The sequence below is a fragment of the Variovorax sp. P1_G12 genome, from assembly GCF_056405555.1.
Window position 1 is genome coordinate 61,530 of sequence record NZ_JBFUBW010000011.1, and the last position, 23,668, is coordinate 85,197.

The following is a 23,668-nucleotide window of genomic DNA, read 5'->3' on the forward strand; positions in this document are numbered from 1 at the left end:
CTCAGCGACGAGGCACCAGCACCGCGCGGCCGCGATGGCCGCGCTGGCCGATCCAGTCCATGGCGGCCGCGGCCTCTTCCAGTGCGAAGGGCTGCACTTCCAGCCGCAGCCTGCCGTCGGCCAGCCGCGCCAGCAGCTCCGGTGCCGCCGCGCGGCCGGCGGCTTCGCGGCGGAACATGTTGAGCGGCAGCAGTGACACGTCGCGCTGCAGGAAATGCGCAAGGTCCAGGGCCAGCGTGTTGCCCGCGGTGTAGCCGACCAGCACCGCGCGGCCGCCGGCCTGCACCTGCATCAGGGCGGCCGCAAGCACCGGTCCGCCGACGGTGTCGACCAGCAGGTCAGCGGACGCGGATGCCAACGTCGCGGACGGGTCGTCCCCCAGCACCAGCACCTTTGCCGCGGCCGGGATCGACGGCGCCTGCGCCGCGCGGCTCACCACCGCCGTGACTTCGGCACCGGCATCGAGCGCGAGCTGCACCACCAGCGAGCCGACCGCACCGGTAGCGCCCGTCACCAGCACGCGCTCGCCGGCGCGAACGCGGGCGACTTCGTGCAGCGCGACCCAGGCCGAGGTGCAGGGCGAGAAGAAGGCCGAGCCGAGGGTCGCGGGCACCGCGTCCGGCAGCAGGCCGAGCGCCTCGTCGGGCGCATCGATCTGCTCGCACCAGGTGCCGTCGGCCAGCGTGCCCAGGCCGCTGCCGCGCAGCCATACGCGCTGCCCCGCGGCCAGGCTGGCGCTCGCGACCACGACGCCCGCGGCCTCGACGCCCGGCGTATAGGGAAAGGGCGGGTGTTTCAGGAAGCTGCCTCGCCAGACCGTGCGGTCGATGTGGCCGACCGTGGCGGCCTCCATGCGCACGATCGTGCGGCCCGGGCGCAGCTGCGGCTCGGGCAGCTCCTGCACAGTGGGCGGCGCGTCGAAGGCATGCACGCGCACCGCCTTCATGCCAGCGTCTCCAGGAATTCGAGCACCGCGGCCGCGAAGGCCTCCGGCAGCTGGTCGGGCAGCGGCACCATGCCGCCCGCGATGTCGACGGTGCGCGCATTCGCCAGCTCGCGCTGCAGTTCGGCCGCATGCGGCGAGGCGAAGGGGTCCTCGGTGGCGCGCAGGATCAGCGTCGGCTGCAGCACGCGATGGATGGAGTCCTCCATCCGGTAGGCGGCGACCGCGCGATGGCCGTCCTCGGGGCTGCCGCTGGCGCGCAGCGCATCGCGCACGAAGGCTTCCAGCAGCTCCGGCCGACCGGCCGGGTAGAAGCCCTGGCGCCGTTGCCACAGGGCGGCGAGATGGGAGCCGTCGCCGCTGGGCGCGACTTCGTCGATCGGCGGCCGCCCGGCGCGCGCGCGCCGGAAGTTCGAGTCGGTGAAAGGCGTGGACGACAGCACCAGGCCGCGCACCCGCTGCGGAAAACTGGCCGCGATCTCGACCGCGATCACGCCCCCCGTGTGGTGGCCCACGACGTCCGCGCGTTCGATCTGCAGCGCATCGAGCAGCTCGATGGCGACGCGGGCCCAGCCTTCGATGCGGGCCGGCCCGTCGCCCGCGGCCGAGTCGCCGAAGCCGGCGGTGTCCATGGCGATCGCGCGGTACCGCTGGCCGAGCAGCGGCAGCACCTCGCGGTACTCGGTCCAGCTGCGCGGCGACTGGTGCAGCAGCAGCACCGGCGGCGCCTGGGTGGCGCCGCATTCGGCGTAGTGCACCTGCCCCACCGACAGGTCGGCGAAGGCGCGCCGGGTGGTCATTCCAGCGTCTCTGCGGCGGGCGGTTGCCAGAGACCCGCGTGCTTGAGCATGCCGAGCGTGCGCGACAGCACGTCGCGGCGATAGGCGCCGACGTCGCGCCCTTCGTAGGCGTAGAAGCCGCTGCCGCTCTTCAGCCCCAGCCGCCCCTCCTGCACCATCCGGTCCACGATGGCCGGCGCGGTGTAGCGCGCCTTGTCGATCGAGGCCGACATCTCGCGGCTCGCGTGATGCAGGATGTCGCAGCCCCCGAAGTCGATGAACTCGACCACGCCGAGCGCCGCGAAGCGCAGGCCCAGGCCGTAGCGCGTGGCCTTGTCGATCTCTTCCGCGGTGGCGGCGCCCTCCTCGATCATGCGGGCCGCCTCGTTCATCACCAGCGCCTGCAGCCGCGGCACGATGTAGCCGGGCGTGGCGCCGCAGACCACCGGCAGCTTGCCGATCGCCTCCATCAAGGCCTTGGTGCGCGCGAGCACGCCCGGGTCGGTGGCGGGATGGCAACTCAGTTCGACCACCGGGATCACATAGGCCGGGTTGAGCCAGTGCATGTTGAGAAAGCGCTCGGGCCGGCGCACCAGCGCCGCCAGCTGCGTCACGAGGATGCTGCTGGTGGTCGACGTGAGGATCGCGTCGTCGCGGCAATGCCGGTTGAGCGCCTCGAAGGCCTCACGCTTGGCCTCCAGCGTCTCGGGCACGCCCTCGAACAGCAGTTCCGCCGCGGCCAGCGCGGCCGGTGCGCCTGCCGCAGGCACGAACTCGACCCGCGCCGCGATCGCAGCGACCTGCGCCGCGTCGATCATGCCGAGCTGGGCCAGCCCCGCAAGGCTGGCTTCGATCTCGGCCTCGGCCTCGCCGCGCAGCTTCTGCCAGGCCTCGTCGCTGCGTGGGCGCAGGTCGACCAGCGAGATCCGATGGCCCGCATAGGCGAAGGCGATCGCGATGCCGCGGCCCATCCGGCCCGCGCCGACGGCCGCGAAACGAGGCCGTTCAGCGCCCATCGTGCAGCCTCGCCTTGAGCTGAGCCGGCGTCAGGTCCGAAAGACCCAGCGTCTCCAGCGTGCGCGGTCCCCGGCGCAGGTCGCGGCCGAGGAAGCCGCCGACGATGGCCAGCAGCCCGTGCGCGATCGGCGCATCGACGCCGGCAAAGCGCGCGGCCGAGGCCAGGAAGGCCAGCCCGAGCTCGGTGTCCTCGGTGATGTAGCGGTGCGTGTAGAGGTCGATGTTCTCGCGCCAGTCGCCCGACTTCACCAGTTGCTTGTGGGCATCGCCGTACATCCACTGGTCGTTGTTGTAGTGGTCGGCCAGCGGATAGTGCGGCGCCCCCTGCCCCAGCGCCTCGCGCACCGCGATGCGCTCCTGGTCGAGCCGGTCGGTCACGTCGCGCACCGCGCGCTGCGTGCCCTCGTTGTGGATGTCCCAGCGCTCGAAATGCTGCAGCGGCGCGGCATTCATCACCATCAGCGGCGGATGGATCACCGGGCCGGCGTTCATCAGAGCACCGGAGAGGGCATCTCCGCAGCCGTGCACCGCGGGATAGGCCTTGCGGATCACCTCGATCGCCTGGGCTTCCTTGCGCGCCGGATAGACGCCGGTCGGCAGGCGGATGGCGCGGATCGTCACGTTCACCTCGCGCTCGCCGTGCTTGCGCGCCAGATAGGGCAGCGTGCCGGTCTCGGCCCAGGCGACGTCGGCGCGGCTGCCGGCCTCGGCCACCCGGCGCGCCATCACGTAGCTGCCGAAGGTGCCCGGGGGCAGGAACACCACCTGGCCGTCGACCAGGTGCGGCGCCATGGCGCGGGCGATGTCCTCCTGGGCGATCGCCGGCGTCGGAATGACGATCAGCTCGGCATCGCGCAGCGCCGCGCCGATATCGGCCGTGGCCAGGGCGATCTTCACGTCGCGGCTGCCCTGCGCATCCTTCAGCGTGATCGATGCGGCCTGCACCACCGGTGCCAGCGCAGCGGCGTCGCGGCGCCAGAGACGCACTTCATGGCCGGCTTCGGACAGGTCGGCGGCGGCGGCATAGGCGCCGTGGCCGCCACCGAGGATTGCGATTTTCATGGGTTGCAGTCGAGGTTGGAAGTGGATGGGGCTTTAATACATTACTTTTCATCGGTTCATGTGTCAACTAAAAGCAAGGCATGTTCGCGTTTCCACTGATGGGACGGCGGTGACCAGTTGCACCCCGGTTCCCCGATCCATCGCACCGACCGGCAGTGCTGTCTCCGCCTCGCTCAGCCGTTGCGAAAGATGAAGCTGTAGGCGTTGAGCGCCGGCACGCCGCCCAGGTGCGCGTAGAGCACCTTGGAGCCGGCCGGGAACTCGCCGAGCCGCACCTTCTCGATCATCCCGTGCATCGACTTGCCCTCGTACACCGGGTCGGTCAGCATGGCCTCGAGCCGCGCACTGAGGCGGATGGCCTCGAGCGTGCCTTCGTTCGGCAGCCCGTATTCGGGGCCGCCGAAGCGGGTGTCGAGCACCACGTCCCTGTCGGTGATGTCACGCCCCAGATCGACCAGCGCCGCCGTGTGCTTCGCGATGCGCAGGATCTGGTCGAAGGTCTGCTGCGGCTTGGCCGACGCATCGATCCCGATCACGCGGTCGGCGCGCCCGTCGGCCGCGAAGCCGACCACCATGCCGGCCTGCGTGCTGCCGGTGACCGCGCAGGTCACGATGTAGTCGAACTTGAAGCCGAGTTCCGCCTCCTGTTGGCGCACCTCTTCGGCGAAGGCCACGAAGCCGAGCCCGCCCTTCGGGTGTTCGGAGCAGCCGGCCGGAATCGGGAACGGCTTGCCGCCGGCCCGGCGCACGCTCTCCAGCGCGTCTTCCCAGCTCTTGCGGATGCCGATGTCGAATCCTGCCGCGTCGAGCCGCACGTCGGCGCCCAGGATGCGCGACATCTCGATGTTGCCGACCCGGTCGTACACCGCATCGGAATAATTGACCCAGTTCTCCTGCACCAGCACGCACTTGAGGCCGAGGTGTGCCGCCACCGCCGCCACCTGGCGCGTCTGGTTCGACTGGATGCCGCCGATCGACACCAGCGTGTCGTAGCCACCTTCGAGCGCCTCGGGGATCAGGTACTCGAGCTTGCGGGTCTTGTTGCCGCCGAACGCGAGGCCGCTGTTGCAGTCCTCCCGCTTGGCAAACAGCTCGACCTTGCCGCCCAGATGGGCACTCAGCCGCTTGAGCGGCTGGATCGGCGTGGGGCCGAAGGTGAGCGGGTAGCGAGGGAATTGGGCGAGGTTCATTGCAACGGCTCCTGGTTCAAGACATGAACGGAATCGTAGAGACAATCGACATTTCGATGGTTGCGAAGTAGAGTGATTTCTTGCGCCAAACCTTCGTCATTGCCTGCGAATCATTGTTTTTATTTTGCTTTTTTCTCAATGTACGCAACAAAATTACCAACCAAGAATGAGCTCGATCGCACCGACCGCGCGATCCTGCGCGCGCTGCAGCGCGACGCCTCGGTGTCGAATGTGGCGCTGGCCGCCAAGGTCAACCTCAGCGCGCCGGCCTGCCTGCGGCGCGTCGAGCGGCTCAAGTCGATGGGGCTGATCAAGGGCGTGGTCGCGCTGCTCGACCCGGCCGCGCTGGACTGCGGCACGCTGGTGATGATCGGCGTGGTGCTCGACCGCTCCACGCCCGAGTCGTTCGCCGACTTCGAGAAGGCCGTGCAGAAGGTGTCGGGCTGCCTCGAGTGCCACGTGGTGACCGGCGAATTCGACTACTTCATGCTCGTGCGCACGCGCGACAACGACAGCTACAACCGCCTCCACGCGGAGCAGCTGCTGTACCTGCCGGGCGTGCGGCAGATCCGGACGTTCATGGTGCTGAAACAGGTCCTGTCGACCACGCAGCTGCCGCTTTGACGGACGGGGCCCGCCAACAACGACAAAGCCCGCACAAGTGCGGGCTTCGTTCAGAGCAACATGCGGCCTCGCGACCGCTCAAGCTCAGCGCGTCGGCTTGAACCCACGCGGCCTTTGCGCGTCGCGCGGCACGAACACCTTGCCGCCACCACCGCCGGCATGGCCGCGCGGCGCGAAGCCGTCGCCGCGACCGGCGCCGCCGCCGAAGCCGCCGCGCGGGGCATTGTCGAAACCGCCGCGCGGAGCGCTGTCGCCCCAGCCCGGCTTGCGGCCGTAGCCGCCGCCGCCTTCATCGCGGCCGCCGCCGAAACCGGCGTTGCCCGCATTCTGGAAGCCGCGCGGCGCACCGGCGCCCGGGCCGCGTGCATTGCGGTCGTTGAAGCCGCTGGCACCTGCGTAGTTGCTGCCGCCACCACCGAAACCACCGGTGTTGCCGCCGCGATGGCCGCCACCGCCGCCACCGAACTTGCGGTCGCGCGAATGGTTGTCGCGGCTGTCACGGCCACGGAAGTCGCCCTGCGGCGCACGCGATTGCGGCGCGCGCTGCTGCGGCTCGAGGCCGGGGATCACCTCGGGCTTGAACTGCTGGCGGGTGTAGCCCTCGATGTCGAAGATCCGGCGGCGGTCACGCTGCTCGGCGAAGGTGATCGCCAGGCCGTCGCGGCCGGCACGGCCGGTACGGCCGATGCGGTGGGTGTAGTCCTCGGCCTTCATCGGCAGGCCGAAATTGAACACGTGCGTGATGGTCGGCACGTCGATGCCGCGCGCGGCCACGTCGGTCGCCACCAGGATCTGCACCTGGCCCTGGCGCAGCGCCATCAGGCGGCGGTTGCGCAGGCCCTGGCTCAGCGCGCCGTGCAGCGCCACGGCGCTGAAGCCGTCCTGCTGCAGGTCGTTGGCGAGGCCGTCGCACTCGACTTGCGTGCTGGCGAACACGATCGCCTGGTTGATGGTCGTGTCGCGCAGCCAATGGTCCAGCAGCTTGCGCTTGTGCTGCATGTTGTCGGCCCAGAACAGGCTCTGCTTGATGTTGGCGTGCTTTTCCTGCGGGCTGTCGATGGTCACGCGCTGCGGCTCGCGCATCACGCGCTGGGCCAGCTGCTGGATGCGCGGCGCGAAGGTGGCGCTGAACATCATGGTCTGCTGGCGTTCGATCGTCAGCTGGTTGACTTCGGCCAGGTCGTCCGAGAAGCCGAGGTCGAGCATGCGGTCGGCTTCGTCGACCACCAGGAACTTGACCTGGTCGAGCTTGATCTGCATCGAGCGCTGCAGGTCGAGCAGGCGGCCCGGCGTGGCGACCACGAGGTCGGCGTTCTGCAGCTTGGCGATCTGCAGCTGGTAGGGCATGCCGCCCACCACGTTGGCGATGCGCAGGCCGCGGCAATGCTTGACCAGGTCGATGGCGTCGTGCGCGACCTGTTGCGCGAGTTCGCGCGTCGGGCACAGGATCAGGGCGCCGGGCGTGGCGGCCTTGAAGTGGCGCGAATTGGTCGGATCCTTGCGCTTGGCCTTCTTCGGCGGCGCTTCGCCGCGGGCTGCGGCTTCGGCGGCCAGGCGCTGGAACTCGGCCTTGCTGGCAGCTTCGGCTTCGGCCTGGCGCTGCAGCAGGGTGTGCAGCACGGGCAGCAGGAAGGCCGCGGTCTTGCCGCTGCCGGTCTGGCTCGACACCATCAGGTCGACGAAGCGGGTGGCGCCGTCGGCACCGCCGCTGGCGGTCATGGCGCGCGGGATTACCTGCTCTTGCACGGTGGTCGGCTGGGTGAAGCCCAGGTCTTCGACCGCGGCGATCAGCTCGGGCGCCAGGCCCAGCTTGATGAAGCCGTTCGGCAGCTTCGGCTCGGCGGTGGTCTCGACCGCGTCCAGAGCCTCGAGCTCGGGTGCATCGTTGGAAACGGAAAGCGACTCGCTGATCACGGCGGAAACAGCGAAATCATCGGATTGCACAGGCGCGAACTCGCCCTGCGCTTCAAAAGCGTCGGTCATTTATTCAATCTCAAACGCGAGCGCTGCCGTAGGCGGCGCCCCGTCGGGTGGTGAAAAACATCAACCATCCAACGACGTTCAGCCTTCGACTCTCGTCGGGGCTGCGGCCCGTGATTCAGTCACTCACTGTGACTCGGGCGCGATGTGCAAGATAGGGAGATGCAAGAAAACGCTGAAAAGGCTCTCTCAGCGAAGTCATCGATTATCGCATGGACTCGGGTTTTTACCTAATCCTTAATCCTGAACCTCAATCCTGAAGCCGCAGGAAGGTCTCCCGGTAGTGCGCGAGCTCTTCGATCGACTCGTGCACATCGGCCAGCGCCGTGTGGGCCTGCTGCTTCTTGAAGGCGTTGTAGGCCGCCGGCTTCCAGCGCTTGGCGAGTTCCTTCAGGGTGCTGACGTCCAGGTTCCGGTAGTGGAAGTACGCTTCCAGCTTGGGCATGTACTTGACCAGGAAGCGCCGGTCCTGGCCGATGGTGTTGCCGCACATCGGCGAGCCGCTCTTCGGGATGTAGCGCGAGATGAACTGGATCAACTGCTGCTCGGCCGTGGCCTCGTCCAGCGTCGAGGCCTTGACCTTGTCGATCAGCCCGCTGCGCCCATGCGTGCCCTTGTTCCAGGCATCCATCGCATCGAGCACTTCGTCGCTCTGGTGGATCACCAGCACCGGGCCATCGATGCAGGGCGTCAGGTCGGGGCCGGTGACGACCACCGCGATCTCGAGCAGGCGCTCTTTCTCGGGGTCGAGGCCGCTCATCTCGCAGTCGAGCCAGACGAGGTTCTGGTCGCTCTTCTTGAGCGTGGCGGGGGCGGTCGATTCGATGGTTTCAGGCATCGGGCGATTGTCGTCGATGGCCCCGCGCCCGGACCGGCGCCGGACGCCCCTGCTGGCAGCAGGCCGACAGGGCGACCCGGATTGGCGGCCGGTAGGCGGGGGCTAAACTCAGCCGCCATGTCCTCCGCCCTGCCCGCCTCCCTCATTCTCACGATGGCCTTCGCGCTCGCGCTGGTCGCGGGCCTGGCCATGAAGTTCTGGCTCGCCAGCCGCCAGGTGCGCCATGTCGCGCGCCACCGCCACGCCGTGCCGGCGCCTTTTCAGCAGGCCATCACGCTCGCGGCACACCAGAAAGCCGCCGACTACACCGTCGCGAAAACCCGCTTCGGCCTGCTCGAGACGGCCTGGAGCGCGGCCCTGCTGCTCGCCTGGACCCTGTTCGGCGGCCTCGACCTGCTGAACCGGGTGCTGCTGGACGCAATGGGCAGCGGCATGTGGCAGCAGCTCGCGCTGCTGGCCGCCTTCGCGCTGATCGGCGGCCTCGCCGAGCTGCCCTTCACGCTGTGGCAGACCTTCAGGCTCGAGGAGCGCTTCGGATTCAACAAGATGACCTGGCGGCTGTGGCTCGCGGACGCCGCCAAGGGCCTGCTGCTGGGCGCGCTGATCGGGCTGCCGATCGCGGCGCTGATCCTCTGGCTCATGGGCGCCGCCGGCAAGCTGTGGTGGCTGTGGGCGTGGGCCGTATGGATGGGCTTCAACCTGCTGCTGATGCTGGTCTATCCGACCTTCATCGCGCCGATCTTCAACAAGTTCAAGCCGCTCGACGACGCAACCCTCAAGGCGCGCGTCAACGCGCTGATGCAGCGCTGCGGCTTCGCGGCCAAGGGCCTGTTCGTGATGGACGGCAGCAAGCGCAGCGCGCATGCCAATGCCTACTTCACGGGCTTCGGCGCCAGCAAGCGTGTGGTCTTCTATGACACGCTGCTGCGCCAGCTCAGTGCCGGCGAGGTCGAGGCCGTGCTCGCGCACGAGCTGGGCCACTTCCGCCACAAGCACGTGATGAAGCGCATGGCGGCCATGTTCGCGCTGAGCCTGGCCGGCTTCGCGCTGCTGGGCTGGCTGTCGGCCCACACCTGGTTCTACACCGGCCTGGGCGTGCAGCCCAACCTGGCGGCGCCCAATGACGCGCTCGCGGTCCTGCTCTTCATGCTGGCGATGCCGGTGTTCGGCTTCTTCGTGGCGCCACTGCCGGTGCTGGTGTCGCGCAAGCACGAGTTCGAGGCTGATGCCTATGCGATCGCGCAGACCAGCGGCGCCGACCTGTCGGCCGCCCTGCTCAAGCTCTACCAGGACAACGCCTCGACGCTGACGCCCGACCCGGTCTTCGTGAAGTTCTACTATTCGCATCCGCCGGCCTCCGAGCGCTTGGCGCGGATGTCTGTATGAAACACCCCCGAAGCGCCTGCGGCGCCCCGAGTCGCTGCCAGAGGCAGCGGCTCTTCGGGTCCGTCCAAGCCTGCGCAGGCAGGCTTGGAGCCGCGGACCTCAGCCCCTCAAGGGGGCGATACCAGCGGCCCGGCAAAGCCGGTTCCGCGGTATCCCTGGCATTAAGCTGCGCCGGGTTGAAGCGTTGCGGGTCACGTGACGCGCAAGAGTAACCAGGATCAGACCATGAGCAGCATGCTGAAAATCAAGGACTGGAAGACCGAGGCCCGCCGGGCGCTGAGCGCCACCGAGATCGTGGCCGGGCTGGCCCGGCTCGAGGGCTGGAAGCTGACGGGCGATGGCCCGAATGTCGCGATCGAGAAGAGCTTCGGCTTCGCCAACTACTTCGAGACCATCGCCTTCGTGAACGCACTGGCGCTGGTGGCGCACCGGCAGGACCACCATCCCGACCTCTCGGTGCACTACAACCGCTGCGTCGTGCGCTTCAACACGCACGACGTCGGCGGCCTCACCGCGACCGACTTCGAGTGCGCGGCCCAGGCCGACGCACTGCTTGGGCCCTGACCGCATGGATCGCACCCTTGGCTAAGCAGCAGCGCGGCGGCAGCAGCGGCGCTGCCTTGCGCGACGGACTGGTGGTCGCCGGCCACGGACGCCACTGCCTGGTCGAGACGCCCGAGGGCGAGCGCCTGATCTGCCATCCGCGCGGCAAGAAGAGCCAGGCCCTGGTCGGCGATCGTGTGCAATGGCAGGCCAGCGAGGACGAGGGCACGATCGAGAAGGTGCTGCCGCGCAAGAACCTGTTCTACCGCCAGGACGAGATCCGCACCAAGTCCTTCGCGGCCAACCTGGACCAGGTGCTGATCCTGATCGCGGCCGAGCCCGAGTTCTCCGAAACCCAGCTGACCCGCGCCCTGATCGCGGCCGGCGCCGAGCGCATCACGCCGGTCATCGCGCTCAACAAGAGCGATCTGGCCGTGCCCTTCGAACGGGCCTCGGGACGGCTCGCGCCTTATCGCCGCATGGGCTATCGCGTGCTGCCGATGTCGCTGACGGCGGAAGGCGGCGCTGGCCATGCCGAGCTGACCGAACTGCTGGCGGGCAAGGTCACCCTCGTGCTCGGGCCCTCCGGCGCCGGCAAGAGCACCTTGATCAATCTGCTAGTGCCCGGCGCCCGCGCGCTGACCGGAGAGATCTCGCAGGCCCTCAACTCGGGCAAGCACACCACCACCAGCACCACCTGGTACTGGGTGGACGCGGCGCGGACCACGGCGCTGATCGACTCGCCGGGCTTCCAGGAGTTCGGGCTGCACCACATCGAGCCGATGCAGCTCGCGCACCTGATGCCCGACATCGCCGAACACGCCACGGCCTGCAGGTTCTACAACTGCACGCACCTGCACGAGCCGGGCTGCGGCGTCATCGCGCAGGTGGCGTCGCCTTCGCACGAAGGCGCGATCAGCGTCTCGCGCTACCGGATCTACGGCGAGTTGTTCGCCGAGCTGAGCCAGAGCAAATACTGACGCGCTAACGAGGCGAGGCCAGGATCTCGCCCAGCGCATCGACCAGCGCGCCGCACTGGTCGCGCGTGCCGACGCTGATGCGCAGGTACTGCGCGATGCGCGCCTGCGCGAAGTGGCGTACCAGCACGGCACGCGAACGCAGCGCCGCGGCCAGCGCCGCCGCGTCGTGCCCGGGATGGCGCACGAACAGGAAGTTGGCCTGCGACGGCAGCACCTCGAAGCCCAGGTCCTCGAGCTGCAGCGCCAGGCCCTCACGGGTGTCGACCACCGCGTCGCGGGTCTTCGCGAACCAGGCGTCGTCCTCGAGCGCGGCGATGGCGCCAGCGCTGGCGAGTCGATCAATCGGGTAGGAGTTGAAGCTGTTCTTGACGCGCCGCAGCGCATCGATCAGCGGCGGCTGGCCGCAGGCGAAGCCGACGCGCAAACCGGCCAGCGAGCGCGACTTCGACAACGTCTGGACCACCAGCAGGTTCGGATGGCGGGCGATCAGCGGCAATGCGCTCTGGCCGCCGAAATCGACGTACGCCTCATCGACCAGCACGACCCGGTCCGGGCAGGCCGCGAGCAAGTCCTCGATCTGCGCCAGCGGCAGGCCGATCCCCGTCGGCGCGTTCGGATTGGCGACCACGATGCCGGCACGGCGGCCCGCCCTGGCGCGCGCGGCCAGTGCCTCGGCGTCGATGCGCAGCGCGTCGTCGACCGGCTGCAGCTCGCAGGCGATGCCGTAGAGCTGCGCGTAGACCCGATAGAAGCTGTAGGTGATGTCGGGGACGAGCAGCGGCGCGTCCTGCTGGAAAAAGGCGAAAAAGGCGTGCGCCAGCACCTCGTCGGAGCCGTTGCCGGCGAACACCTGGCTGCTCTCGAGGCCATGGCGCGCGGCGATCGCTTCGCGCAGCACGGTCGACTCGGGGTCCGGATAGCGCTCGAGCCCGGCCTCCGCTGCACGCTGGATCGCATCGATGGCCCGCGGCGACGGCGGATACGGGTTCTCGTTGGTGTTGAGCTTGACGAGGTTCGCGATGCGCGGCTGTTCGCCCGGCACATAGGGCTCGAGCGCCGCGATGCGGGGGCTCCAGAAACCCGGGGTCATCCGAGCAGTCGGGCGAGCGTCAGCAGCGCCAGCAGCACCATCCACATCACGACCGAACGCCACACCAGGCCGACCACGCTGCGAAGGTGGCCGGGCTCGGGCTCGCGGCCGGGGGTGCTGCCGCCATCGGGCGCCGGGCCGCCGGCGAAGGAGTCGCCGGCCTGGGCGCGCGACAGCGGATCGTTGATCGGCAGCACGCTCAGCGTGCCGCCACCGAGGCTGACGTTGACCGCCCCCGAGGTGGCCGCGAGGATCACGCCGTCGTTGCCGTTCGGGAAGCGCCGGGCGTCGTTGCGCCAGCAATCGATCGCTTCCTCGAAGCTGCCGACCACCGCGAAGCCCAGCGCGGTGATGCGCGCCGGCAGCCAGTCGATCACTTCCCAGGCTCGCGCCGCGGCCTGCTGGACCCAGATGCTCGACGGCTGCATCGAGGCGCCGTTCTTGTGGGCCCAGTAGCGCGAGACGAACTCGCTCATGCGATAGAAGACCGCACCGGCCGGCCCGAGGCCGATGGCCGCGAGGATCGAGAACCAGGCGAGCACGCCGAACACGTGCCGATGCGCCGCGATCACCGAGTGCTCGATCACGTGGCGCACGATCTCGCTGCGCGGCAGGTCGGCCGCATCGACCTGTTGCCACTGGGCGAGCAGCGAACGCGCGAGCGGTTCGTCGCCTTCGTCGAGCGCATCGCGGATGCCGGTGAAATGGTGGCTGAACTGGCGAAAGCCCAGCGTGACATAGAGCAGTGCGATGCTCCAGAGCACCGCAAAGGGCAGCCCCAACGTGAGGACCAGCGCCCAGTGCACGGCCAGCGCAAGCAGCGTCGGCACCCCCACCGCGAGGCTCCAGGCCACCCAGCCGTGGTTCGGCTTGCCGGCGTCGAAGTTGCGGCTGGTCCAGCGCGTCCACGCCAGCACGCCGCCGTACACGGGGTTGTGGTACGCCAGCGGGCGCACCTGCTCGATCAGCAACGCGCAGAGGATCGCAAAGAAGCTCATTCGCAGATTCTATGACCCCCAGGTTGGCTCACTTCGTGTAGCCGCCCACCCCCTTCCAGGGGGCGATACCAGCGGCCCGGCAAAGCCGGTTCCGCGGTATCCCTGGAAAAAGCCATTACGCACTGAGGAAGCGATAGAGATTTCTGAGCATGCCCGCGGTCGCGCCCCACACGTAGCGCTCGTGCAGCCCATCCTGGTAGGGCATCGAGAGCCATTGGCGCGCGTTCTGGCCGTCGCCGACCAGGGCATGGCGGCGGTGGTTCGCCGGGTCCATCAGAAAGGCGAAGGGCACCTCGAAGGCCTCCTCGACCTCGTAGGGATTGAGGTTCAGCTCGAAGCCCGGACGCACCAGCGCGACCACCGGCGTCACGATAAAGGAAGTGACCGTGGTGTAGGTCGGCAGGCTGCCGAGGATCTCGATGTAGTCCGCCGACAGGCCGACCTCCTCCCAGGCCTCGCGCAGCGCGGCGGCGGCGATGTTGGCGTCTTCGGGGTCGACCCGGCCGCCGGGGAAAGCCACCTGACCCGAATGGTTCTTCAGGTGCGAGCTGCGTTCGGTCAACAGCACCGTGGGCTCGTCGCGCATCACGATCGGGACCAGCACCGCGGCCTGCGCCGGCGCGCGGTCGATCATGCGCGGCTCACGCCGCATCTCGGGCGTCCAGGCCGGCGGCATGGCGAAACGATCGCGCAAGGCCTTGACGCCGAGGCGTGCCGGATCCACCGGCGGCAGGCCGCGGTCGACACCGATCACGGGCACCGCGCGCGGGTCGAAGGACTGCAATGCCGGCGGGACGATGGCATTGATGACCTCGACGGGAGAGGCGCGCATGGCCGGCGGTGGAGTGGTCAAAGAGGGAACTCGAGGAGTGAAATGAGAAATCCCCGGCCGGGGGGCACGGGGCGCACAACTAGATCATGAATCGGCAGCGGCCTTGCGGCACCAATGCAAAAAGCCGCCTCGAGTGGCGGCTTTTTGCACGGCAAGGGGCGCTCTTCTTACTGAGCGGCCGAAGCGGACGGAGCCTTGCCCGGCAGCTTTTCCTTGATGCGAGCCGAACGGCCGCTGCGCTCGCGCAGGTAGTACAGCTTGGCACGGCGGACATCGCCGCGGCGCTTGACTTCGATCTTGGCGATCAGCGGGCTGTAGGTCTGGAACGTGCGTTCCACGCCTTCACCGCTGGAGATCTTGCGCACGATGAAGCCGCTGTTGAGGCCGCGATTGCGCTTGGCGATCACGACGCCTTCGTAGGCCTGCAGACGCTTGCGCGTGCCTTCGACGACGTTCACGCTGACGATGACCGTGTCACCGGGCATGAAATCGGGAATCTGCTTGTTGAGCCGGGCGATTTCTTCCTGCTCGAGAGTCTGGATAAGGTTCATGTTTTTCCTGCGTTCGATCTTGTCCGCACTACACAAAAGGCGCCATGAAGTCCGTTGAGCCAACTCAGATGGCTCGGCGCGGCCGGATAGAGGATCGGGGAACCGAAGATTATAGCTTTTTTTTCAGCGACTTCTCGTCCACTGCGCTGAGCCGTCCGGCACGCCGGGCGGCGTCGATCAGATCGGGGCGCTTGTCGCGGGTGATCGCAAGGCGCTGGTCGCGGCGCCAGCGCTCGATCTGCACGTGATGGCCCGACAGCAGCGGCGCCGGCACGCCTTCGCCCCGCCATTGCTCGGGCCGCGTGTAGTGGGGGCAGTCGAGCAGGCCGTCGAGCGCCGGATTGAAGCTGTCCTGCACATGGCTGGCTTCGTCGCCGAGCACGCCGGGCTGCAGCCGCGCGACCGCATCCAGCAGCGCCATGGCCGGGATCTCGCCGCCCGACAGCACGAAATCGCCCAGGCTCAGCTGGTGCGTGACCCGCGCATCGATGAAGCGCTGGTCGATCCCCTCGTAGCGCCCGCAGACCAGCACCGCGCCCTCGCCGGCCGACCAGCGCTCGACCGCCTCGTGGCGCAGCGCCTCGCCGATCGGCGAGAACAGCACCACCGGCGCCGGCGCGCCGCGCGCGGCCAGCGCCGCGTCGAGGCAGGTCGCGAGAGGCTCGGCCATCATGACCATGCCGGGGCCGCCGCCGAAAGGCCGGTCGTCGACGCGCCGGTAGTTGCCCTCGGCGAAGTCGCGCGGATTCCACAGCACGACCTCGACCTGCTTCGACTCGTAGGCACGGCGGGTCACGCCGCTCGCGAGGAAGGGCGCGAACAGTTCGGGAAAGAGGGTGATGACATCGAAGCGCATGAGCGCCGGACCGGGGCCTGATCTGGCCGGGTCAGTAGTCGGGCTGCCAGTCGACCGTGATCAGCCGACCCGCCAGATCGACCTTGTCGACGAAGACGGCAACGAAAGGCACCATGCGCTCGACCGGCTTGCCGTCTTCCTGCGCATCGAGCACCAGCGTGGTCTGCGGGCCGGAGGCGAGCAGTTCGCGCACGGTGCCGAGCGCCACGCCCTCGCGGTTGACCACCGCCAGACCGATCAGGTCGACCCAGTAGTACTCGTCATCGCCGGCGGTCGGGAAACTCGAGCGCGGCACGAACACGCGCGCGCCGCGCAGCGCCTCGGCCGCATTGCGGTCGGGCACGTCCTCGGACGAGGCGACGATGACGTCGGAATGTTCCTTGGCTTCGCGGATCGCGAGCTTGAACGCCTGGCCGCCCGCTGCGCCCGGGGGCTGGAGCAACCATCGCTTGGAAGAGAAAAGCGCCTCGGGCTGGGCGCTGTGAGGCAGGACCTTGAACCAGCCCTTGATGCCCCAGGCATCGGCGATGCGCCCGACTTCGATCGCATCCGCCGGCAATTCGGCGGCTTCGAGGGTGGGCAGCATCGCCTGGCCGGCAGTCTTAGGCTGCAGCCTTGGGAGCCGCCGCAGCGGCTTGCTTGATCAGGCGAATGACCGTGGGCGAGGCTTGCGCGCCGACGCTCTTCCAGTAGGTCAGGCGGTCCTGGGCGATGCGGATGCTTTCCTCGTTTTCCTTCGCGGTCGGGTTGTAGAAACCCAGGCGCTCGATGAAACGGCCATCGCGGCGAACGCGCTTGTCCGACACGACGATGTTGAAGAACGGACGGCCTTTGGAACCGCCGCGGGAGAGTCGAATGACGACCATGATTTATCCTTGGGGTGGTGCAGCAAACCCGCAAGGTTCGCCCACAGTGTTCTTTCAGCGTCGAGACACGCGACATGGCCACCCGGCCAGCGACACGCTGAAAAGCCCACGATTATAGCCCGCTCTCCCGTTTTTCCAATCCCAGGCCTCGCCAAGTTCCCCCGAATGACCCAGATCCGACCCAGCCGCGACGACGACGTCGCGGCCATCACCGCCATCTACGCGCACCACGTGCTGCACGGCACAGGCACCTTCGAGACCGAAGCGCCGGCCGCCGCCGACATGGCCACCCGCCGGGCCGACGTGCTGGCCAAGAACCTGCCCTACCTGGTGGCCGAGCGCGACGGCGAGCTGCTCGGCTTCGCCTACTGCAACTGGTTCAAGCCGCGCCCCGCCTATCGATTCTCGGCCGAGGACTCGATCTACCTGGCCGACAGTGCCCGCGGCCAAGGCCTCGGCGCCCGGCTGCTGGCCGCACTGTCACAGGCCGCCGAAGCGGTCGGCGTGCGCAAGCTGATCGCGGTGATCGGCGACTCGGCCAACGCCGGCTCGATCGGCGTGCACCGGACCCAGGGCTTCACCCACGTCGGCGTGCTGAAGGATTGCGGCTGGAAGTTCGGCGAGTGGCGCGACGTGGTCCTGATGGAGAAGGTGCTGGGCGAAGGCGCCTCCACCCGCCCCGAATGAAAAACAAGACCGTGGCCGCGTGGCTGGCCTTCCTGGGCGGCCCGCTGGGGCTGCATTGCTTCTACCTGCGCGGCTTTTCGAGCCTGCTGGGCTGGCTGCTGCCGATCCCGACCGCGCTCGGCCTCTACGGCATCGAGCGGGTCCGCATGTACGGCAGCGACGACGGCCTGAGCTGGGCGCTGATTCCGATGCTGGGCTTCACCATCGCGGGCTGCGCGCTCACCGCCATCGTCTACGGGCTCATGACGCCGGAGAAATGGAATGCGCGCTACAACGCCGGGCGCTCCGGCGATGCCGCGGCCGGCAACACCAGCTGGCTCACCATCGGCGCGGTGGTGCTGGCACTGTTCTTCGGCAGCACGATCCTGATGGCCAGCATCGCCTTCAGCTTCCAGCGCTTCTTCGAGCACCAGATCGAGGAAGGGCGAAAGATGTCGCAGTAGGGGCTCGCCCCCAGGTTGGGCTCACTTCGTGTAGCCCGCCCACCCCCTACCGGGGGCAACACCAGCGGCCCGGCGAAGCCGGTTCCGCGGTGGGACTGTTGCTCGCCCCCAGGTTGCCCGCACTTCGTGTCGGGCGCCCACCCCCTTCCGGGGGCAACACCAGCGGCCCGGCGAAGCCGGTTCCGCGGTGTTTCACCAACAAGGCCGGGCTGCGCCGGCCGATTGCGTCAGAAGACCTGCAGGCCGATCCAGTAGGCGATCGCGGCCACGAAGGCGGAGGCCGGAATCGTCAGCACCCAGGCCCAGACGATGTTGCCGGCCACGCCCCAGCGCACCGCGCTGGCGCGCTGCACCGAGCCGACACCGACGATCGCGCCGGTGATGGTGTGGGTGGTCGACACCGGGATGCCCAGCGCGGTCGCCAGGAACAGGGTCAGCGCCCCGCCGGTCTCGGCGCAGAAGCCGCCGACCGGCTTCAGCTTGGTGATCTTCTGGCCCATGGTCTTGACGATGCGCCAGCCGCCGAACATGGTGCCCAGCGCGATCGCGGTGTAGCAGCTCACGATGGTCCAGGTCGGCGGCGCGGCCGCATCGGCGGCCGCGTAGCCGGTGGCGATCAGCAGCATCCAGATGATGCCGATGGTCTTCTGCGCGTCGTTGCCGCCATGGCCCAGGCTGTAGGCGCCGGCCGAGACCAGCTGCAGCCGCCGGAACCAGCGGTCGACGCGCGACGGCGTGGCGCGCCGGAAACCCCAGGCGACGACGACCATCATGAAGGACCCCAGCAGGAAGCCCAGCAGCGGCGAGACGAAGATGAAGGCCACGGTCTTCCAGATGCCGGAGGCGACCAGGGCGCCCGAGCCGGCCTTGGCGATCACCGCGCCGACGATGCCGCCGATCAGCGCGTGCGACGAGCTGCTCGGGATGCCGTAGTACCAGGTGACGAAGTTCCAGCTGATCGCGCCGACCAGCGCGCCGAAAACCACGTGCACGTCGACGATGCCCGGTTGCGCGATGCCCTTGCCGATGGTCGCCGCCACGCTCAGGTGGAACACGAAGATCGCGACCAGGTTGAAGAAGGCTGCGAACACCACAGCCTGGCCGGGCTTGAGCACCCCGGTCGACACAACGGTGGCGATCGAGTTCGCCGCGTCGTGGAAGCCGTTCATGAAATCGAAGGCAATGGCCAGCGCGACCAGAACCACCACCACCCAGAGGGCGACCTGAACCGTTGCCATTCGAGATTCCGTCAGTTCAGGAATTCTCGAGGACGATGCCCTCGATCACGTTGGCGACGTCCTCGCACTTGTCGGTGATGGTCTCGAGCAGTTCGTAGATGGCCTTGAGCTTGATGACCTCGCGCACATCGGGCTCCTCGCGGAACAGCTTGCTCATGGCGCTGCGCATCACGCGGTCGGCATCGGATTCGAGCCGATCGATCTCCTCGCAGGTCTTCAGCGTGGCTTCGGCCGTGGCCGGGTCGGCGATCTTCGAGAGGAACTTGACCGCGTCCTTGACGCGTTCGCAGCACTTCACGCTGAGCGTAGTGAGGCGCGTGATCTCCTCGGTCATGTGCCGCACGTCGTACAGCGCCATGGTCTCGGCCGAGTCCTGGATCAGGTCGGCCACGTCGTCCATGGTGTTGATCAGCTTGTGGATCTGCTCGCGGTCGATCGGCGTGATGAAGGTCTTGTGGATCAGCCGGTTGACGTCATGCGTGACGCGGTCGGCCGCCCGCTCGGCGTTGTCGACGTCGCGGTTGTACTGCTCGCGCAGATGCAGGTCGTTGTAGTTGGCCACGAGGTGCTCGAACGCGCGCGCGGCTTCGACAATGCGGTCGGCGTGCTGATTGAACATCTCGAAAAAATTCCCCTCGCGGGGCAGCAGCTTGCCGAACATGGCGCTCTCCTGGGTTCAAAGGGCCGTCGCAAGCACATGCCCGTGACGCCATCGTGAAAAAACCGCGCAAGTGTAATGGCCGGGCTCGGGAGCGGCTCTCAGAGCCGTTCGATCCGCTGGTCCGCCACCTGCGCGAGTTGAAGGGACGTGACCTGCTCCGGGGCGATTTCCGCCAATGGCAGCAGGACGAAGGCACGCTCGCCCATCCGCGGATGCGGCAGGCTGAGCTGCGCGGTCTCGAGCACCGCGTCGCCGTGGCGCAGCAGGTCGAGATCGAGGGTACGGGGCGCATGGCGGTAGGGCCGCTCACGGCCCGCGCCCGCTTCGAGGCGCTGCAGCTCGGCCAGCAGCGCGTGCGGGTCGAGCGCCGTCCGGAGCTCGACGACCGCATTGATGAAGTCGGGGCCGCCCGCATCCACCGGTGCGCTTCGATAGAGCGAGGAACGGGCGCTGACGCGGGTCTGCGGCAACGCATCCAGGTCGTCCATGGCCTGCCCCACGGTGGCGCGCGCGTCGCCGAGATTGGCGCCGATCCCGACAAAAGCCCTGAAGCTCATTCGGCTGCAACGCCGCCCGCCTCGCCGGCGCCACCGCTGCGCGGCTTGCGCCGGCGGCGGCGCTTGCGCGGCGCATCGGCGGCCTCGCCGTCCGGCGGCAGGTCGGTGTCGGCCTCCTCGGTCGGCGACGCCTCCCGACGCTCGACAGGGCCTTCGGCCTGCGAACGCGCCGGCACGCGCTGGCGCGTCTTCGTCTTCTTGTGCTGCTCGTCGCGCACCTGGTCCATCAGGTCCTGGCGGCGCAGGTCATCGGCGGTGCTGAACTCCTGCCACCACTCGGCGATCGCTTCGTTGACCTCGCCGACGTCGGCGCGCAGCCGCATGAAATCGAAGGCGGCGCGAAAGCGCGCCTGCTCGACCAGGCTGTGGGGCGTCGCGCCGCTGCGCTTGTCGAAGCGCGGCTGCATCATCCAGATCTCGCGCATGTCGGCCGCCAGCTTGCCGCGGCCCGAGACATCGCCGATGCGGGCGTTGAAGACGTCGTCGATCGCATCCTGCAGCGCCGGGAACGAGGGCTGCGGCCGCTGGCCGTGCCGGCCCTCGAGCCGCTGGGCCCAACCGTCGCGCACGTCGGCCCACAGCACGCAGGCCAGCAGGAAGCTCGGCGCCACCGGCTTGCCCTCGCCGACCCGGCGGTCGGTGTCCTGCAGCGCGGCATGGACGAAGGGCTGGTCGGCACGCTCGACCACGACGTCCAGCAGCGGGTAGATGCCGGTCGCCAGGCCGAGCTTGCGCAGCTGCGCCACCGTCGCGACCGCGTGGCCGGTCTGCAGCAGCTTGAGCATCTCGTCGAACAGGCGGCTCTGCGGCACGTCGGCCAGGAGCCGGCTCGACTCGACCAGCGGCGCCGCGGTCTTGGGCTCCAGCTGGAAGCCCAGCGCCGCCAGCTTGGCCGAGAAGCGGATCGCGCGAATGATGCGCACCGGATCTTCGCGGTAGCGCGTGATCGGGTCGCCGATCATGCGCAGCGTGAGCTTCTTGGCGTCCTTGATGCCGTTGTGATAGTCGACCACGATCTGGCTGGCCGGGTCGTAGTACATCGCGTTGACCGTGAAGTCGCGCCGCGCGGCGTCCTCTTCCTGCGGGCCCCAGACGTTGTCGCGCAGCACCCGGCCGCTGGCGTCCACGGCGTGCTTCATGCCCGCGAGCTCGCCCTTGCTGGTGCGCTCGTTGCCGGCCACCTGCTCGGCGCCGGCGTTGTCCATGTAGGCACGGAAGGTCGAGACCTCGATCACCTCGTGCTCGCGGCCGCGCCCGTACACCACGTGCACGATGCGAAAACGCCGGCCGATGATGAAGGCGCGGCGAAACAGGCTCTTGACCTGCTCCGGCGTGGCGTTGGTGGCGACGTCGAAGTCCTTGGGGCGCAGGCCCAGCAGCAGGTCGCGCACCGCGCCGCCCACCACGTAGGCCTCGTAGCCGGCCTGCTGCAGCGTGGTCACCACGTTCTTGGCGCGCTCGTCGACCAGCGCCGGGTCGATGCCGTGCACGGCGGCGGCCACCTCCTGGCGCTTGCCGAAGCGGGCCTTGCCGCCGGATGCGGCGGCGCCGGATTTGCCGAGGATTTTGTCGATGAATTTCTTGATCATTGGAGAGAGGGCTTCGCCCTATTCGTTTTCGAGCATCGACCGGATCAGCGGGATCGTGATCGCGCGCTGGGTCTGCAGTGCGTAGCCGTCGAGCTGCGCGAGCAGCTCCATCAGGCTGCCGAGGTCGCGGCTGAAACGATGCAGCATGTAGTCGAGCACTTCGTCCGACAGCATCACGCCGCGATCGTCGGCCGCCTGGCGCAATACGGCACGCCGTTCGGCCTCGCTCAACACCTGCAAGTGGAACACATGGCCCCAGCCCAGGCGCGTGCGCAGGTCCTCGCGCAGCGGCAGGTCGGCCGGCGGCAGCGCGCCCGCCGCCACCACGCCGCGCTGCAGGCTCTGCGCGTTGACGAACCAGTTGAAGGCCGCGTGCTGCTGGACGGCGGTGTAGAGATGGACGTCGTCGAGCAGCACCGCGCCCCAGCGCTCGTCGAACTCGGGCGGGTGCATCGCCCCCGGATCGAGCCAGCCGACGCTGGCGCCCTGCTCGCGCAGCGCGCCGCGCACGGCCTCCAGCAGGTGGGTCTTGCCGCTGCCGCCCTCGCCCCAGAGGTAGGTCGGCACCGGCGAGTGGAGCGTGGGCGCGCGCGCATCGCCGACCCACAACTGCAGGTGGCGCAGCGCCGGCTCGTTCGGGCCGGCGAAGAAGCCCGCGAGGGTCGGGCCGGTCGCGATGCCGATATCGAGCGCGAGCTGCTTCATGCCGTGGCCGCCGAGGGCGGCAGGGATGGCGCGGACGACGCAATGGAAGGGTTCATGGAGAATTGGCGCAGGACACGTAGTGGCAAGCGGGGGGAGGGTCGACCAGGACCCTTAAAATCGTGGCGAATTCTATCGGCCCGCCCAGATCGGTTGCCGGCCTCATTGTCCTCTCCTTCCGCCCTCCCCTTCCAGCCCGGCCCGCCATGAACTCCAACACCACCCCCCCGCTCAGCTACAAGGACGCCGGCGTCGACATCGATGCCGGCGACGCGCTGGTCGACCGCATCAAGCCGCTGGCCAAGAAGACGATGCGCGAAGGCGTCCTGGCCGGCATCGGCGGCTTCGGCGCCCTGTTCGAGGTGCCCAAGCGCTACAAGGAGCCGGTGCTGGTGAGCGGCACCGACGGCGTGGGCACCAAGCTCAAGCTGGCCTTCGAATGGAACATGCACGACACCGTCGGCATCGACCTGGTGGCGATGAGCGTCAACGACGTGCTGGTTCAGGGCGCCGAGCCGCTGTTCTTCCTCGACTACTTCGCCTGCGGCAAGCTCGATGTCGACACCGCCGCGGCGGTGGTCGGCGGCATTGCGCGGGGCTGCGAGCTGAGCGGCTGCGCGCTGATCGGCGGCGAGACGGCCGAAATGCCCGGCATGTACCCGGCCGGCGAATACGACCTGGCCGGCTTCGCCGTCGGCGCGGTCGAAAAATCCCTGATCCTGACCGGCAAGGACGTCAGGCCTGGCGACGTGGTGCTGGGCCTGGCCTCGTCGGGCGTCCACTCCAACGGCTTCAGCCTGGTGCGCAAGGTGATCGATCGCGCCGCCGGCGCCCTGCCCGCGACCCTGGACGGCCAACCCTTCCGCGCAGCCGTGATGGCGCCGACCCGGCTCTACGTGAAGCCGGTGCTGGCGGCACTGGCCAAGCACCCGATCAAGGCGCTGGCCCACATCACCGGCGGCGGCCTGCTCGAGAACATCCCGCGCGTACTGCCCGAAGGCACGGCCGCCCATCTGCGCAAGGGCAGCTGGCCGCAGACCGAACTGTTCGCCTGGCTGCAGAAGGTGGCCGGCATCGACGACATCGAGATGAACCGGACCTTCAACAACGGCATCGGCATGGTGGTCGTGATCGACCCGGCCGAAGCCGCCGCCTGCGCGGCCACGCTGCGGGCCGCCGGCGAGACGGTGCACGAGATCGGCGTCATTGCCGAACGCGGCACCGGCGCTGCCGTGGTCGTCGGCTGAAGCGCCCCG

Annotated in this window: 26 protein-coding genes; 7 read left to right on the top strand and 19 right to left on the bottom strand. The window is 68.7% G+C overall.

Annotated features, from left to right (window positions below; genetic code table 11):
* Nucleotide 1: 1 nt before the first annotated feature.
* From AC1D2O_RS14580 to AC1D2O_RS14600, 5 genes are all read right to left on the bottom strand, one after another.
* A complete protein-coding gene (locus AC1D2O_RS14580) occupies nucleotides 2-946 on the bottom strand; it encodes a quinone oxidoreductase family protein (RefSeq protein ID WP_478089417.1) in 945 nt (314 codons plus the stop codon).
* Entirely contained in the window at nucleotides 943-1,743 is an 801-nt protein-coding gene (locus tag AC1D2O_RS14585; protein ID WP_478089418.1) for an alpha/beta fold hydrolase, read from the bottom strand. Before AC1D2O_RS14585 ends, AC1D2O_RS14580 begins: the two co-directional genes overlap by 4 nt.
* A complete protein-coding gene (locus tag AC1D2O_RS14590) occupies nucleotides 1,740-2,738 on the bottom strand; it encodes a 3-hydroxybutyryl-CoA dehydrogenase (RefSeq protein ID WP_478157270.1) in 999 nt (332 codons plus the stop codon). Before AC1D2O_RS14590 ends, AC1D2O_RS14585 begins: the two co-directional genes overlap by 4 nt.
* The gene (locus AC1D2O_RS14595) at nucleotides 2,728-3,801 is read right to left on the bottom strand and encodes an NAD/NADP octopine/nopaline dehydrogenase family protein (RefSeq protein WP_478089420.1); all 1,074 of its coding nucleotides are present in this window, start codon (nucleotides 3,799-3,801) and stop codon (nucleotides 2,728-2,730) included. The genes AC1D2O_RS14590 and AC1D2O_RS14595 overlap by 11 nt, the downstream gene beginning before the upstream one ends.
* A 173-nt stretch (nucleotides 3,802-3,974) precedes the next feature.
* Nucleotides 3,975-4,991 carry a 1-aminocyclopropane-1-carboxylate deaminase gene (locus tag AC1D2O_RS14600; protein ID WP_478089421.1) on the bottom strand — a complete coding sequence of 339 codons (1,017 nt, stop codon included), beginning with the start codon at nucleotides 4,989-4,991 and terminating at the stop codon, nucleotides 3,975-3,977.
* A gap of 138 nt (nucleotides 4,992-5,129) precedes the next feature.
* On the opposite strand from AC1D2O_RS14600, the gene AC1D2O_RS14605 reads away from it, so the two are divergent.
* The gene (locus AC1D2O_RS14605; protein ID WP_478089422.1) at nucleotides 5,130-5,615 is read left to right on the top strand and encodes an Lrp/AsnC family transcriptional regulator; all 486 of its coding nucleotides are present in this window, start codon (nucleotides 5,130-5,132) and stop codon (nucleotides 5,613-5,615) included.
* 84 nt (nucleotides 5,616-5,699) lie between these two features.
* Here AC1D2O_RS14605 and AC1D2O_RS14610 read toward each other — a convergent pair whose 3' ends face one another.
* Nucleotides 5,700-7,598 (bottom strand): DEAD/DEAH box helicase, encoded by a 1,899-nt coding sequence (locus AC1D2O_RS14610; RefSeq protein WP_478157272.1) that lies wholly within the window; start codon nucleotides 7,596-7,598, stop codon nucleotides 5,700-5,702.
* A 247-nt stretch (nucleotides 7,599-7,845) separates the two neighbouring features.
* Complete coding sequence (gene orn / locus AC1D2O_RS14615) at nucleotides 7,846-8,433, bottom strand: oligoribonuclease (RefSeq protein WP_478157274.1); 588 nt, start codon at nucleotides 8,431-8,433, stop codon at nucleotides 7,846-7,848.
* 117 nt (nucleotides 8,434-8,550) lie between these two features.
* On the opposite strand from orn, the gene AC1D2O_RS14620 reads away from it, so the two are divergent.
* The 3 genes from AC1D2O_RS14620 to rsgA all read left to right on the top strand — a co-directional run bounded on the left by AC1D2O_RS14620 (nucleotide 8,551) and on the right by rsgA (nucleotide 11,342).
* Nucleotides 8,551-9,819 (top strand): M48 family metallopeptidase, encoded by a 1,269-nt coding sequence (locus AC1D2O_RS14620; RefSeq protein ID WP_478157275.1) that lies wholly within the window; start codon nucleotides 8,551-8,553, stop codon nucleotides 9,817-9,819.
* A 225-nt stretch (nucleotides 9,820-10,044) separates the two neighbouring features.
* Complete coding sequence (locus AC1D2O_RS14625; protein WP_478090225.1) at nucleotides 10,045-10,383, top strand: 4a-hydroxytetrahydrobiopterin dehydratase; 339 nt, start codon at nucleotides 10,045-10,047, stop codon at nucleotides 10,381-10,383.
* Nucleotides 10,384-10,400: 17 nt separating this feature from the next.
* Nucleotides 10,401-11,342: a ribosome small subunit-dependent GTPase A gene (gene rsgA / locus AC1D2O_RS14630; protein WP_478090226.1), complete on the top strand. Its 942-nt coding sequence runs from the start codon at nucleotides 10,401-10,403 to the stop codon at nucleotides 11,340-11,342.
* A gap of 4 nt (nucleotides 11,343-11,346) precedes the next feature.
* Here the strand turns inward: rsgA and hisC are convergent, their stop codons facing one another.
* The 7 genes from hisC to rpsP form a co-directional block, all read right to left on the bottom strand.
* Entirely contained in the window at nucleotides 11,347-12,432 is a 1,086-nt protein-coding gene (gene hisC / locus AC1D2O_RS14635; RefSeq protein ID WP_478090227.1) for a histidinol-phosphate transaminase, read from the bottom strand.
* Nucleotides 12,429-13,430 carry a CobD/CbiB family protein gene (locus AC1D2O_RS14640; protein WP_478157276.1) on the bottom strand — a complete coding sequence of 334 codons (1,002 nt, stop codon included), beginning with the start codon at nucleotides 13,428-13,430 and terminating at the stop codon, nucleotides 12,429-12,431. Before AC1D2O_RS14640 ends, hisC begins: the two co-directional genes overlap by 4 nt.
* Nucleotides 13,431-13,545: 115 nt before the next feature.
* Nucleotides 13,546-14,262: a CoA pyrophosphatase gene (locus AC1D2O_RS14645; protein WP_478157278.1), complete on the bottom strand. Its 717-nt coding sequence runs from the start codon at nucleotides 14,260-14,262 to the stop codon at nucleotides 13,546-13,548.
* A 167-nt stretch (nucleotides 14,263-14,429) separates the two neighbouring features.
* A complete protein-coding gene (gene rplS / locus AC1D2O_RS14650; protein ID WP_478090230.1) occupies nucleotides 14,430-14,813 on the bottom strand; it encodes a 50S ribosomal protein L19 in 384 nt (127 codons plus the stop codon).
* A gap of 109 nt (nucleotides 14,814-14,922) precedes the next feature.
* Nucleotides 14,923-15,669 (bottom strand): tRNA (guanosine(37)-N1)-methyltransferase TrmD, encoded by a 747-nt coding sequence (gene trmD, locus AC1D2O_RS14655; RefSeq protein ID WP_478090231.1) that lies wholly within the window; start codon nucleotides 15,667-15,669, stop codon nucleotides 14,923-14,925.
* 31 nt (nucleotides 15,670-15,700) lie between these two features.
* A complete protein-coding gene (gene rimM / locus AC1D2O_RS14660) occupies nucleotides 15,701-16,255 on the bottom strand; it encodes a ribosome maturation factor RimM (protein ID WP_478090232.1) in 555 nt (184 codons plus the stop codon).
* A 16-nt stretch (nucleotides 16,256-16,271) separates the two neighbouring features.
* Nucleotides 16,272-16,535, bottom strand: a complete 264-nt coding sequence (gene rpsP / locus AC1D2O_RS14665; RefSeq protein ID WP_262072830.1) for a 30S ribosomal protein S16 — start codon at nucleotides 16,533-16,535, stop codon at nucleotides 16,272-16,274.
* A 165-nt stretch (nucleotides 16,536-16,700) separates the two neighbouring features.
* On the opposite strand from rpsP, the gene AC1D2O_RS14670 reads away from it, so the two are divergent.
* Together AC1D2O_RS14670 and AC1D2O_RS14675 are read left to right on the top strand one after the other, a co-directional pair.
* Entirely contained in the window at nucleotides 16,701-17,222 is a 522-nt protein-coding gene (locus AC1D2O_RS14670; RefSeq protein ID WP_478090233.1) for an N-acetyltransferase family protein, read from the top strand.
* Nucleotides 17,219-17,665: a TM2 domain-containing protein gene (locus tag AC1D2O_RS14675; RefSeq protein ID WP_478090234.1), complete on the top strand. Its 447-nt coding sequence runs from the start codon at nucleotides 17,219-17,221 to the stop codon at nucleotides 17,663-17,665. The genes AC1D2O_RS14670 and AC1D2O_RS14675 overlap by 4 nt, the downstream gene beginning before the upstream one ends.
* Before the next feature lie 227 nt (nucleotides 17,666-17,892).
* Here AC1D2O_RS14675 and AC1D2O_RS14680 read toward each other — a convergent pair whose 3' ends face one another.
* From AC1D2O_RS14680 to hda, 5 genes are all read right to left on the bottom strand, one after another.
* Nucleotides 17,893-18,903 carry an inorganic phosphate transporter gene (locus AC1D2O_RS14680; RefSeq protein WP_478090235.1) on the bottom strand — a complete coding sequence of 337 codons (1,011 nt, stop codon included), beginning with the start codon at nucleotides 18,901-18,903 and terminating at the stop codon, nucleotides 17,893-17,895.
* A gap of 16 nt (nucleotides 18,904-18,919) precedes the next feature.
* Nucleotides 18,920-19,564, bottom strand: a complete 645-nt coding sequence (locus AC1D2O_RS14685) for a DUF47 domain-containing protein (RefSeq protein WP_478090236.1) — start codon at nucleotides 19,562-19,564, stop codon at nucleotides 18,920-18,922.
* A gap of 98 nt (nucleotides 19,565-19,662) precedes the next feature.
* Nucleotides 19,663-20,121 (bottom strand): 2-amino-4-hydroxy-6-hydroxymethyldihydropteridine diphosphokinase, encoded by a 459-nt coding sequence (gene folK, locus AC1D2O_RS14690; RefSeq protein WP_478090237.1) that lies wholly within the window; start codon nucleotides 20,119-20,121, stop codon nucleotides 19,663-19,665.
* A complete protein-coding gene (pcnB, locus tag AC1D2O_RS14695; RefSeq protein ID WP_478157280.1) occupies nucleotides 20,118-21,710 on the bottom strand; it encodes a polynucleotide adenylyltransferase PcnB in 1,593 nt (530 codons plus the stop codon). Before pcnB ends, folK begins: the two co-directional genes overlap by 4 nt.
* Nucleotides 21,711-21,728: 18 nt before the next feature.
* The gene (gene hda / locus AC1D2O_RS14700) at nucleotides 21,729-22,415 is read right to left on the bottom strand and encodes a DnaA regulatory inactivator Hda (RefSeq protein ID WP_478086855.1); all 687 of its coding nucleotides are present in this window, start codon (nucleotides 22,413-22,415) and stop codon (nucleotides 21,729-21,731) included.
* 203 nt (nucleotides 22,416-22,618) lie between these two features.
* On the opposite strand from hda, the gene purM reads away from it, so the two are divergent.
* Nucleotides 22,619-23,659, top strand: a complete 1,041-nt coding sequence (purM, locus tag AC1D2O_RS14705; RefSeq protein ID WP_478086856.1) for a phosphoribosylformylglycinamidine cyclo-ligase — start codon at nucleotides 22,619-22,621, stop codon at nucleotides 23,657-23,659.
* Nucleotides 23,660-23,668 lie beyond the last annotated feature (9 nt).

What these genes read in the sequence shown, in the direction of transcription:
- AC1D2O_RS14675 (WP_478090234.1), top strand. Translation starts at nt 17,219, where the DNA reads ATGAAAAACAAGACCGTGGCCGCGTGGCTGGCCTTCCTGGGCGGCCCG.
- purM (WP_478086856.1), top strand. Translation starts at nt 22,619, where the DNA reads ATGAACTCCAACACCACCCCCCCGCTCAGCTACAAGGACGCCGGCGTC.
- pcnB (WP_478157280.1), bottom strand. Translation starts at nt 21,710, where the DNA reads ATGATCAAGAAATTCATCGACAAAATCCTCGGCAAATCCGGCGCCGCC.
- AC1D2O_RS14595 (WP_478089420.1), bottom strand. Translation starts at nt 3,801, where the DNA reads ATGAAAATCGCAATCCTCGGTGGCGGCCACGGCGCCTATGCCGCCGCC.
- AC1D2O_RS14685 (WP_478090236.1), bottom strand. Translation starts at nt 19,564, where the DNA reads ATGTTCGGCAAGCTGCTGCCCCGCGAGGGGAATTTTTTCGAGATGTTC.
- AC1D2O_RS14600 (WP_478089421.1), bottom strand. Translation starts at nt 4,991, where the DNA reads ATGAACCTCGCCCAATTCCCTCGCTACCCGCTCACCTTCGGCCCCACG.
- trmD (WP_478090231.1), bottom strand. Translation starts at nt 15,669, where the DNA reads ATGCGCTTCGATGTCATCACCCTCTTTCCCGAACTGTTCGCGCCCTTC.
- hisC (WP_478090227.1), bottom strand. Translation starts at nt 12,432, where the DNA reads ATGACCCCGGGTTTCTGGAGCCCCCGCATCGCGGCGCTCGAGCCCTAT.
- AC1D2O_RS14645 (WP_478157278.1), bottom strand. Translation starts at nt 14,262, where the DNA reads ATGCGCGCCTCTCCCGTCGAGGTCATCAATGCCATCGTCCCGCCGGCA.
- folK (WP_478090237.1), bottom strand. Translation starts at nt 20,121, where the DNA reads ATGAGCTTCAGGGCTTTTGTCGGGATCGGCGCCAATCTCGGCGACGCG.
- AC1D2O_RS14670 (WP_478090233.1), top strand. Translation starts at nt 16,701, where the DNA reads ATGACCCAGATCCGACCCAGCCGCGACGACGACGTCGCGGCCATCACC.
- rimM (WP_478090232.1), bottom strand. Translation starts at nt 16,255, where the DNA reads ATGCTGCCCACCCTCGAAGCCGCCGAATTGCCGGCGGATGCGATCGAA.
- rplS (WP_478090230.1), bottom strand. Translation starts at nt 14,813, where the DNA reads ATGAACCTTATCCAGACTCTCGAGCAGGAAGAAATCGCCCGGCTCAAC.
- AC1D2O_RS14590 (WP_478157270.1), bottom strand. Translation starts at nt 2,738, where the DNA reads ATGGGCGCTGAACGGCCTCGTTTCGCGGCCGTCGGCGCGGGCCGGATG.
- rpsP (WP_262072830.1), bottom strand. Translation starts at nt 16,535, where the DNA reads ATGGTCGTCATTCGACTCTCCCGCGGCGGTTCCAAAGGCCGTCCGTTC.
- AC1D2O_RS14620 (WP_478157275.1), top strand. Translation starts at nt 8,551, where the DNA reads ATGTCCTCCGCCCTGCCCGCCTCCCTCATTCTCACGATGGCCTTCGCG.
- AC1D2O_RS14610 (WP_478157272.1), bottom strand. Translation starts at nt 7,598, where the DNA reads ATGACCGACGCTTTTGAAGCGCAGGGCGAGTTCGCGCCTGTGCAATCC.
- AC1D2O_RS14625 (WP_478090225.1), top strand. Translation starts at nt 10,045, where the DNA reads ATGAGCAGCATGCTGAAAATCAAGGACTGGAAGACCGAGGCCCGCCGG.
- AC1D2O_RS14585 (WP_478089418.1), bottom strand. Translation starts at nt 1,743, where the DNA reads ATGACCACCCGGCGCGCCTTCGCCGACCTGTCGGTGGGGCAGGTGCAC.
- AC1D2O_RS14605 (WP_478089422.1), top strand. Translation starts at nt 5,130, where the DNA reads ATGTACGCAACAAAATTACCAACCAAGAATGAGCTCGATCGCACCGAC.
- AC1D2O_RS14640 (WP_478157276.1), bottom strand. Translation starts at nt 13,430, where the DNA reads ATGAGCTTCTTTGCGATCCTCTGCGCGTTGCTGATCGAGCAGGTGCGC.
- AC1D2O_RS14680 (WP_478090235.1), bottom strand. Translation starts at nt 18,903, where the DNA reads ATGGCAACGGTTCAGGTCGCCCTCTGGGTGGTGGTGGTTCTGGTCGCG.
- orn (WP_478157274.1), bottom strand. Translation starts at nt 8,433, where the DNA reads ATGCCTGAAACCATCGAATCGACCGCCCCCGCCACGCTCAAGAAGAGC.
- AC1D2O_RS14580 (WP_478089417.1), bottom strand. Translation starts at nt 946, where the DNA reads ATGAAGGCGGTGCGCGTGCATGCCTTCGACGCGCCGCCCACTGTGCAG.
- hda (WP_478086855.1), bottom strand. Translation starts at nt 22,415, where the DNA reads ATGAAGCAGCTCGCGCTCGATATCGGCATCGCGACCGGCCCGACCCTC.